Annotated in this window: 10 protein-coding genes and 1 pseudogene; 2 read left to right on the forward strand and 9 right to left on the reverse strand. The window is 71.7% G+C overall.

Going from position 1 to position 9542, the window contains the following annotated elements:
* The coding region (locus ACFQ27_RS19970; RefSeq protein ID WP_377354811.1) for a magnesium chelatase domain-containing protein at window positions 1-381 on the reverse strand (381 nt) is incomplete at its 3' end.
* A gap of 139 nt (window positions 382-520) precedes the next feature.
* The gene (gene gshB / locus ACFQ27_RS19975; protein ID WP_374343760.1) at window positions 521-1468 is read right to left on the reverse strand and encodes a glutathione synthase; all 948 of its coding nucleotides are present in this window, start codon (window positions 1466-1468) and stop codon (window positions 521-523) included.
* Between the two features lie 534 nt (window positions 1469-2002).
* Between gshB and ACFQ27_RS19980 the strand changes: the two genes are divergently transcribed.
* Both ACFQ27_RS19980 and ACFQ27_RS19985 read left to right on the forward strand, forming a co-directional pair.
* Window positions 2003-3562 carry a sensor histidine kinase gene (locus tag ACFQ27_RS19980; protein ID WP_377354817.1) on the forward strand — a complete coding sequence of 520 codons (1560 nt, stop codon included), beginning with the start codon at window positions 2003-2005 and terminating at the stop codon, window positions 3560-3562.
* Window positions 3562-4284, forward strand: a complete 723-nt coding sequence (locus tag ACFQ27_RS19985; protein ID WP_374343758.1) for a response regulator transcription factor — start codon at window positions 3562-3564, stop codon at window positions 4282-4284. The genes ACFQ27_RS19980 and ACFQ27_RS19985 overlap by 1 nt, the downstream gene beginning before the upstream one ends.
* Window positions 4285-4531: 247 nt before the next feature.
* Here ACFQ27_RS19985 and ACFQ27_RS19990 read toward each other — a convergent pair whose 3' ends face one another.
* The 7 genes and pseudogenes from ACFQ27_RS19990 to ACFQ27_RS20020 form a co-directional block, all read right to left on the reverse strand.
* Window positions 4532-5098 (reverse strand): hypothetical protein, encoded by a 567-nt coding sequence (locus ACFQ27_RS19990; RefSeq protein WP_377354812.1) that lies wholly within the window; start codon window positions 5096-5098, stop codon window positions 4532-4534.
* A gap of 122 nt (window positions 5099-5220) precedes the next feature.
* Window positions 5221-5826, reverse strand: a complete 606-nt coding sequence (locus tag ACFQ27_RS19995) for a hypothetical protein (RefSeq protein WP_374343754.1) — start codon at window positions 5824-5826, stop codon at window positions 5221-5223.
* Window positions 5827-5841: 15 nt separating this feature from the next.
* Entirely contained in the window at window positions 5842-6531 is a 690-nt protein-coding gene (locus ACFQ27_RS20000; protein ID WP_377354813.1) for a DUF2490 domain-containing protein, read from the reverse strand.
* A 103-nt stretch (window positions 6532-6634) separates the two neighbouring features.
* On the reverse strand, window positions 6635-7450 hold the full coding sequence (locus ACFQ27_RS20005) for a SirB1 family protein (RefSeq protein ID WP_377354814.1): 816 nt from the start codon (window positions 7448-7450) through the stop codon (window positions 6635-6637).
* A gap of 3 nt (window positions 7451-7453) precedes the next feature.
* On the reverse strand, window positions 7454-7864 hold the full coding sequence (locus ACFQ27_RS20010) for a YraN family protein (protein ID WP_377354815.1): 411 nt from the start codon (window positions 7862-7864) through the stop codon (window positions 7454-7456).
* The gene (gene rsmI, locus ACFQ27_RS20015) at window positions 7861-8733 is read right to left on the reverse strand and encodes a 16S rRNA (cytidine(1402)-2'-O)-methyltransferase (protein ID WP_377354816.1); all 873 of its coding nucleotides are present in this window, start codon (window positions 8731-8733) and stop codon (window positions 7861-7863) included. Before rsmI ends, ACFQ27_RS20010 begins: the two co-directional genes overlap by 4 nt.
* A 102-nt stretch (window positions 8734-8835) precedes the next feature.
* Window positions 8836-9542 (reverse strand): annotated as a pseudogene (locus ACFQ27_RS20020) (radical SAM family heme chaperone HemW); the annotation flags it as partial.

Raw genomic sequence — 9542 nt, forward strand, 5'->3', positions numbered from 1 at the left:
GGCCACGGCGGCGGGCAGGGCGCCGGCGGCCGCCACCACCCGGCCGTCCAGGGACAGTTCGCCCATGGCCGCCCAGCCGTTCAGGGCGTCCGGCGGCACGATCCCCATGGCGGCCATGACGGCCAGCGCGATGGGCAGGTCGTAGTGGCTGCCCTCCTTGGGCAGGTCGGCGGGGGCCAGGTTGCAGATGATCCGCTTGGCGGGCAGGGCCAAGCCGAGGCCGGCGAAGGCGGCGCGCACCCGCTCGCGGCTTTCGCCCACCGCCTTGTCGCCCAGGCCGACGATGACGAAGACCTGCTCGGAGCCGGTGAGCTGGACCTCGACGTCGACGGGACGGGCCTCGACGCCCTGGAAGGCGACGGTGGTGACGCGCGCGGCCATGGTTGTGGAACCCCTGCCCTAAGGCGTGATTTTATCCACAACCTCAGCACGCAAGCTGGGTCGGATCAAGAACAAATCCGGAACTTATGCGGAAACCAAGACGATTCCGTAACCTAGGCCCGAAAGTTGAGGCTCTATCCTAGGCGGTGGCGCGGATCTGCTCCACACGGTCCCACATGATCTCGGTGGCGTCGACGCCGGTGAACCGCTTCAGCGCCCGGGCCCCGGTGGGCGAGGTCACATTGATTTCAGTGAGATAGTCGCCGATCACGTCGATGCCGACGAACATCAGGCCGCGGGCCTTCAGTTCCGGACCGATGACGCCGCACAACTCCCGGTCGCGGGCGGTCAGCTCGACGGCCTCGGCCCGGCCGCCGACGGCCAGGTTGGAGCGGATCTGACCGGCGTTGGGCACCCGGTTGATGGCCCCCACCGGCTCGCCGTCGACCAGCAGGATGCGCTTGTCGCCCTTGGAGACGGCCGGGATGAACTTCTGGGCGATCACCGGCTCGCGGCCGATCATCTTGTGCAGGTCCAAGAGGGCGTCGAGGTTCGGATCGTCGGCCAGCAGGCGCGCGACGCCCGAGCCGCCGCCGCCATAGAGCGGCTTCAGCACGATGTCGCCGTGCCGGGCGCGGAAGTCATAGAGGGCTTCGGTGTCCGAGGTGATCAGGGTCGGCGGCTGTACGCCCGGGAAGCCGGTGACGAACAGCTTTTCCGGGGCGTTACGCACCTCGGTCGGGTTGTTCACCACCAGGGTCTTGGGGTGGACGACCTCCAGGAAGTGGGTGGAGGTGATGTAGGCCATGTCGAAGGGCGGGTCCTGGCGCAGCAGGACCACATCGAACTCCGACAGCTCGCGCCGCTCCCAGTCGCCGAATTTGGCGTGGTCGCCCTCAACGTCCTGCACAGTGACCGACCGGCCGCGAGCGAAGACGCGGCCTTCCTCGAGGGACAGGCGGTCGGGGGTGTAGACGAACAGGGAATGCCCGCGCTCCTGGGCGTTCAGCATCATCAGGAAGGTCGTGTCGCCCTGGATCCGGATGTGCTCGAGCGGGTCCATCTGGACGGCGACCTTCAAGGGCATGGGCGGATCCTTCGTCTCGTGTGCGGGCGTCTCGTGCGCGGCCCCTGACATAGGCCGAGGCGACGGCGGGCGCCAGCGTCTGTCCTTTGCGGGGACTGGAACATGCGAGATCGAAGCCCCGCCGCCTCGCCGGCGGCGAGGCCCTATTTCAACACGAAGGACACAAAGGGCGCAAAGACACGAAGGGATCCAAATCCTGACAGGGGACCATCAGGATGAGATTGCGCGCGCCGCGCGCCTTTGTGGTCTTCGCCTTGCTTCGTGCTCATTGTGGCCCCAGCTGCGACTAGGCCAGGCGCTGTTGTCAGGGCCGATCCCTCTCCCCCCGCTCATCCCCGCGCAGGCGGGGATCCATACGGCGCGTGAGGCTGGCCCAGCTTGGATTCCCGCCTGCGCGGGAATGAGCGGTGGATTGGTGTGTCGACTGCGTCGGAGAGCTGGCGGAACGGCGTTCGCCGCTTATCTAGGGCTCAACGCCAGGAGGGACCCTTGAAGCCGCTGTTTTCCACGCGCCTGACGGTGGCCTTTGTGCTGATGGCCTCCCTGGCCCTGGCCCAGGGCGGGCTCGCGGCCTGGATCGCCAACCGGGCCGAACAGCAGGTGATCCGCGCGCGGGTGGCCGGCGACCTGCAGAGCGGGTTCTGGGAGCTGTCGGCGACCAAGCAACGCCTGCGGGCCTGGTCGCTGCGGGCCCTGATCGGCGCCGACCATGCGCCGGGCGACGGCGAAATGCTGCGCCAGACCATGGCCGCCACCATTGTGCGGCTGCAGGACCTGAGCGCCCGGGCCGAGGCCATGGACCGGGAAATGGGCCTGGTCTCCTCCGAAGGGGCCGTGCGCGACGACGCCCTGAAGCTGGTGAGCCAGAGCGTGGTGGCCCTGCGCGAGCCCCTGGCCGACATCAACCGGCGCGGCCCGACCGGGGACGCGCGCGCCGCCTGGTCCCAGATCGAGGCGGTGTTCGACAAGGGCGCCGGCCGCGACCTGCGCGAGATGCTGAACGACCGGCTGCGGATCGAGACCGAGATCCTGCAGCGGACCCGGAGCACCGCCGACCTCTATCTGGCGCGGGTGCGGTTCCTGTCCTGGTCGGCGGCGGCGACGCTCAGCCTGACCGCCCTCGTCCTGGCGATCTATTTCGTGCGCGCCCTGCGCCGGCCGTTGTCGGCCATGTCGGACGGGGCCAAGGCCTTTGAGCGCGGCCAGCTGGACCACCGCATGCCGGAGGGCGGGTTTCGCGAGTTCGCCCGGCTGGGCGCCAGCATCAATCACATGGCCGCCGAATTGTCGGCCCGCCGGGAGCAGGAGGCGGAGCTGCGCAACGGCCTGGAGATCCAGGTGGCCGCCCGCACCCGCGAGCTCGAAGCCGCCCTGGGCGAGTTGCGCCAGGCCGAGGCGCGCAGGCGCCAGCTGCTGGGCGATATCAGCCATGAATTGCGCACCCCGATGACCGCCATCCGCGGCGAGGCGGAGGTGGCCCTGCGCGGGGCCAAGACCGTGGCCGACCACCGCGAGGCCCTGCAGCGGATCACCCAGGCCTCCCAGCAGATGGGGACCCTGATCGAAGACCTGTTGATGATGGCCCGCTCGGACGCTGAGGTGCTGCAGCTGGACCTGGCCGAGATCGATCCGCGCCTGCCCCTGGACGCGGCCCTGGCCACCCTGGCGCCGCTGGCCCATGTGCGCGGCCTGGACCTGCAGGTCGAGGTGGACGACGCCCCGGTGCTGGTGGACGCCGACGGCCAGAGGCTGCAGCAGGTCATGGCGCTCTTGCTGGACAACGCCATCCGCTACTCCAATCCCGGCGGAACGGTGCGGGTGACCGCCGGCCCAGCTGACGGCGGCTGGCGCCTGCAGATCGCCGACGAGGGCATCGGCATCGGCGAGGCCGACCTGGCGCGGGTGTTCGAGCGCGGCTTCCGCGCCGCCAGCGCCCGAGCCCACCGGGCCGACGGCACCGGCCTGGGCCTGCCCATCGCCCGCACCCTGGCCGAGCGCCAGGGCGGGGTCCTGACCCTGGACAGCGCCGAGGGCCGCGGGGTGGTCGCGGCCCTGGTCCTGCCGCTGAAGACCGCGACCGTGGAGCCCGCCTGATGCACATCTTGGTCGTCGAGGATGACGCCCGCGTCTCCGACTTTCTCGAACGCGGCCTGAGAGCCGAGGGCTACAAGGTCCGGGTGGCGCGCGACGGCGCCGCCGGGCTGGAGGCCGCCCGCGACCTGGACCGGATGCTCAAGGAGCTGGACCAGGACGGGGTGGTGCTGCTGGACCTGATGCTGCCCCGGATGACCGGGATCGAGGTCTGCCAGACCCTGCGCGCCGCCGGAGTGATGATCCCGGTGCTGATGCTGACGGCCCTGGGGACGGTGGAGGATCGGGTCCAGGGCCTGCGCATGGGGGCCGACGACTACCTGGTGAAGCCCTTCGCCTTCGAGGAGTTGCTGGCCCGGATCGAGGCCCTGCTGCGCCGGCCCCGCGACCAGAAGCCGGCGGCGAACCGCACCCTGGGCGTCGGCGGGCTGGAGCTCGATCGGGCGACCCTGAGGGTGACCCGCGACGGCCAGGAGATCACCCTGACGGCCCGTGAGCTGGCGCTGCTGGAGCTGTTCCTGACCGCGCCGGGCCGGGTGCTGAGCCGCGAGCGGATCCTGTCCAATGTCTGGGGGGTGGACGAAGACCCCCTGACCAATGTCGTGGACGTCTATGTCCGCCGCCTGAGGGCCAAGGTGGACCCGCCGGGCGCGGCCTCCTTCATCACCACGGTGCGGGGGTTGGGCTATCGGCTTGAGCCTCGGCCGTCGCTGGCGGCGGTGTGAGGCTGGCTCGGCTTGGATTCCCGCCCGCGCGGGAATGAGCGGGGGATGGGAGTCCGGGTCTTGGGCTGGCGCGCGGGTGGCGGCCTGAGCGCAAACGAAAACGCGCCCTCGCCACGGGGATAGCGAGGGCGCGCCGGGGATGGACCTCCTGACGGGGTCCTACAAGTCTGGATCGAAATCCAGACTTAAAATCAATCTCTTAGAGCATGCCTTTTCCGATAACCGCTTCGCACTTATCGGAGCACGCTCACTTCGCAGCGCTGTAGGGCAGCGAAGAATGGTGGGCGACGATGCGGATGGCGCCGTCGTCGGTCTTCTTGAAGGTCCAGCTCTTGTCGACGACGGTCACCTTGCCGGCCTTGTCGGTCATGATGACATTGCCGACGGTGCTCGCGGTGTCGCCGTGGATCTGGACGGCGGCGTTCTTGATCTCAACGGAGCGCCAGCCCTGCAGGGCGAAGCCCTTGTCGTTGGGATAGGCGCTGTCGCCGCCGACGAAGTAGGCCAGGGCGCCGTCCTTGGTGGTGCGGAAGGTCTGGGGCGAGCTGGTCAGGGTCGGCTTGAACAGCACGGGACCCAGATTGTAGCCGTAGGCCTTGTCGAGCACGGTGCTGGCCAGGGCCTTGGCCTTGGCGTGACCGCCGGCCTCATGTTCCTTGGCGATGGCCACCAGGGCTTCGCCCCAGGCCTTCTGGGCGGCGAGCACCTCGGCCTCCGTCAGGGCGCCGGTATAGGTCGAGCTGGCCCAGGCGGCGGGGGCGGTGGCGACGGCGGCGAACAGGGCGCCGGCGGCGAGGATCGAACGACGGGACAATGCAGGTCTCCTTGGATTGAGCGGCGATGATCGCCTTGGGTTCAGAGGTAGGAGCCCGGGGTGAACCTCGGCTGTCGGGCGCATGAACGGCGCATTACAGCCGAGGCCTTCCCGGGGAGGGTTCAGCGGCGGGCGCGGTCGACGGCGTCCACCAGGCCGGCCACCTCGACGGGGGCGAGGCCGACGGTGACGTCCTGGCCGCGGGCGTCCTTGAAGCGCACCCGCCAGGGGGTGCGGTCGCCGGGGCGCCAGGCGGCGGCGATGTGGCGGACGGCGGTCTCCGGCAGGTCGAACTCGACGCTGAGGTGCTGGCTGCAGACCACGGCGACGTCGCCGCAGTCCTCGCTCCAGCGCCGCACGGCGCCGGGGGCGATCTTCAACAGCCCGTCGGGGGTGTTGACGTGAACCAGCTTCACGTCACGCCGGGCGCCGGAATAGGTGAGGTCGTGGCGCACCCGCCAGACCACCTCGCCGCCGGCCCGGGTCTTGCGGGCCTCCAGGAAGCCGTCGTGCACGGCCACGTCATCCTTGACCCCGCTGTTGCGGAACACGCCCTTGGTGGAGAAGACGACGTGCTCCTCCAGAGGGTCGTCCACCACCTGGACGCGGTCGGCGATCTGGTCCGGCGACAGCTTGGCGAGGCCGGCGGGCAGCTTGTCGCCGACGGCGGCGTAGGCGGGCGCGGCGGCCATGACGGCGGCGGCGGTCATGAGGGTCGTGCGGAGCATAGGGGGTTCCTCCGGTCAGAATTGAAGGTTGAGGTAGACGGCGGCCGCCTGGATCACGGCGTCCTCGCCGGGGCGGTAGGTGCGCTGGTGCAGGAGGCCGGGTTCGAGGGAGACGGTCCTGGAGACCGGGACGGCGAGGCCGGCGAAGCTGCGCCAGACGTGCAGGCCATCCTGCTGGCCCCAGCTGGTCTCGTTGAAGCCGACGAAGGGCTCGGTCCAGACGACGGCGCGGACCTTGTCCTGGACGGGCGCGGTGAAGCGGACCTGCTGGCGGATGCGCCAACCCGTCCCGTCGCGGTCCTCGACCCAGCGCTGTTCCAGCCGGGTGCGGCCAGTGAGGGTCGGGCCCTTGCCGTCGCCGGCGATGCGATAGGACAGCTGCTGCCAGGTGCGGTGCTCGTGGGTGGCCGGGCGGCCCTGGGGCGTCGACTTCACCGAGGCGTAGCCCAGGCTGGCGGTGCGAGTGGCGTCCAGCTTCCAGCCGATGGAGGGGCGGAAGATCACCTGGCCCAGGCGGCTGGCGTCGTCGCTGAACCGGGCCTGGGTGTCGAGGCTGAAGCTCACCCGGTCGCTCAAGGGGGCGGTGGCCTGGACCACCATCCAGGCCTGGTCGTCCTCGGTGGCGGCCCAGGCGGCGGGGGCGCCGGCCAACAGGGCCAGGGCCGAGGCGGAGCCCAAGGGGGAGGCGAGGCGTCGAAGGGTCATGCGGGGCTTAGCTCTCTGTCCGTCTGATCACGGACAAAGACCTATGCGGCGGGGGTGAACCCCGCCTGTCGGGCGCATGAACGGCGGATTACAGGGCTGAAGGTCAGTTCAGCTGCATGCGCACGCGCTCGCGCTGGGCGCGGGCGGCCAGGGCGGCGCCGCCATCCAGACGCGAGGCGCGGGTCAGAGCTTCCAGGGCGCCGGCCAGGGCGCCCTGGGCCTCGCGGGCGCCGGCGGCGGCCAGCCAGGGGCGGTGGTCTTCCGGATCGATCAGGGCCCGGCGCAGGGCGGCGCGTTCGGCGCGGGGCCAGTCGCGGGCGGCGGCGGCGCGGGCGTAGACATTGTTCTGCAGCCGGATGAGCACGGCCCGCTCCGGGGCCGGGGCCATCAGCACGTCCAGGCGCTCGGCGACATTGGGGGTCAGGCCGGCGTGCAGGGCGCGGCGGGTCAGTTCCGAGGGCAGGACCACCCGGCCCTCGCTGAACGGGTCCAGCGCCATCGGGCCTTCCGGGGTCTCGATGCGCAGCAGGAAGTGGCCCGGGAAGTCGACCCCCTGGACGGTCAGGCCGCACTTGCCGGCGACGTGCAGGTAGTAGACCCCCAGCGCCACCGGCAGGCCCTTGCGCCGGGTCGCCACCGCCAGGACGTCGGCGTTGTCGAGATTGTCGTAGTCCAGGAGGTCGCCGGACAGGCGCAGGTCGCCGGCCAGAGTCTCGGCCAGGGCTTCCTCCGGGCTCTCGCGGACCAGGCGGTCGGTCAGGCGCTCGACCCCGGCGCCCGCCAGCTGGCGGGCGAGCTCGGGATCGCGCTCCGGATCGTCATGGATGGCGCAGGCGATAGCGGCCTCCAGCAGGGGGAAGTCCTCGTCGCCGGCCTTTCCGGCCGCGGTCAGGATGGCCTCGGCCTCCTCGCGGGTCATGGCTCAGCCTCCCTTCCAGGCGTCGGGGACGTGGCGGGGCGCGCGGCCCGGCGCCAGGGCCAGGAGGTCGAGGCGCACCGTGGCGGCCTTCAGGTCCGGGCGGCGGGCGGCCAGGCTGATCGCGGCCCGGCGCAGGCGCTCGCGCTGGTCCAGGCTGACGGTCTCCAGGGCGGCGGTCAGGTCGGCGCGGCGCTTGACCTCGACCACGGCGAGCACGCCGCGCTTCCAGGCCAACAGGTCGATCTCGGCCTGGGGCGTCTTCAGGCGGAAGCCGAGGATGCGGTAGCCCTTCAGCATCAGCCAGGCGGCGGCGAGGAGCTCGGCGCGACGGCCGGACCGGCGGGCTTCGGCGCCGCGGATCGCGCGGGCCTGCGTCCGGGCCTCTGTCCGGGTCTGGGCGGGCGCGCGGCTCACCCCTTGGCCCCCTTCAGCTCCATGGCCCGGCGGTAGAGGTCGCGGCGGGGCAGGCCCAGGGCCTTGGCCACCTCGGCGGCGGCGTCGGCGGGCTTCAGGCGGCTGAGCGCGTCGGTGAGCGCCCGGTCGGCGTCCTCCGCCGTCGCCGCTTCCTCGCGGCCGGGGCCGACCAGGATGACGAACTCGCCGCGGGTCTCCTCCAGGCGCGGGTCTTCCGCGAGGGCGTCCAGCGGGCCGCGCAGGACGGTCTCGTAGAGCTTGGTCAGTTCGCGGCAGACGCAGGCCTCGCGCGGGCCGAACACGGCGGCCATGTCGGCGAGGCTGTCGGCCACGCGGCTGCCGCCCTCGAAGAACACCAGGGTGGCGCGATAGCCGGCCAGTTCCTCGAAAGCCGCGCGGCGGGCGGCGGACTTGGGGGGCGGGAAGCCGGCGAACAGGAAGCGGTCGGTGGGCAGGCCGGCGACGGTCAGCCCCGCCAGCAGGGCCGAGGCCCCGGGGATCGGAAACACCGGCAGGCGCTCGGCGATGGCTTCCTTGGCGAGGCGATAGCCGGGGTCGGAGACCAGGGGCGTGCCGGCGTCGGAGACCAGGGCCACCCGGCCGCCCTCGCGCAGGCGGGCGAGCGCCTTGGGCCCGGCCCGCTCGGCGGAGTGCTCGTCATAGCGCTCCAGCGGCTTGTTCAGGCCATAGGCGGAGAGCAGCTTGCCGGCCACGCGGGTGTCCTCGGCCAGCACCAGGTCGGCGGCGGCCAGCACGTCCAGGGCGCGCAGGGTGATGTCGCGCAGGTTCCCGATCGGCGTCGCCACCAGGTAGAGGCCCGGGGCGAGCGGGGCATCGGACAAGGCCGGTGGCGGGGGATGGCGCGACATGCCGCAAGGCTTCGCCGGTTCGCCCGCCGAACGCAAGCGTGGCCGCCTTTGGGGGGAGTTCAAGGACAAGGACCCCTCGCCCCCTTTGGGGGGAAAGGGAGATCAGGTCGCCAGGCGTCCGGTCAGGTGGTCGAGGATCAGGCGGCCTTGGGGGGTGGCGCGTAGGCGCAGGGGGTCCGGCGCGATCAGGCCGAGCTCGGTGAGGTGGGCGACTTCCGGGTGGGCGGGGGTGAGACCCAGGGCGGCGAGCTCGGCGAAGGGCACGCCGTCTTCGATGCGCAGGCCGCTCAGCAGGCGCTCCTCGGCGGCTTCGAGGGGGCTCAGGGGCTCGTCTGTGATGAAGCCCACTCCGGTTTCGGCGACGTGGGCGATGTAGTCGGCCGGGCGCGCGGCGGCCTCGGTGGCGTGGCGGACGCCGTCCAGGGTCAGGCGGCCATGGGCCCCGGGACCTGCGCCCACATAGTCCAGGCCCCGCCAATAGACGAGGTTGTGGCGCGAGCGGGCGGCCTCGCCGCGGGCGTGGTTGGAGACCTCGTAGGCGTGGAAGCCGTGGGCCTCCAGGACCTCTTGAGTCACCTCAAACAGGGTGGCGGCCAGGTCCTCCGGCGGCGGGACCAGGGTTCCACGCCGCACCGCGCGGTCGAAGGCGGTGCCGGCCTCGATGGTCAGCTGGTAGGGCGAGACGTGCTCGGCGCCCAGCGCGATGGCCTCGGCGAGCTCGGCGGTCCAGGCCTCCGGCGTCTGGCCGGGGCGGGCGTAGATCAGGTCGATGGACAGGCGCGGGAAGGCCGCCGCCGCCGTGGCCGCCG

This window comes from Phenylobacterium conjunctum (assembly GCF_042679085.1).
Lineage (GTDB): Bacteria > Pseudomonadota > Alphaproteobacteria > Caulobacterales > Caulobacteraceae > Phenylobacterium > Phenylobacterium conjunctum.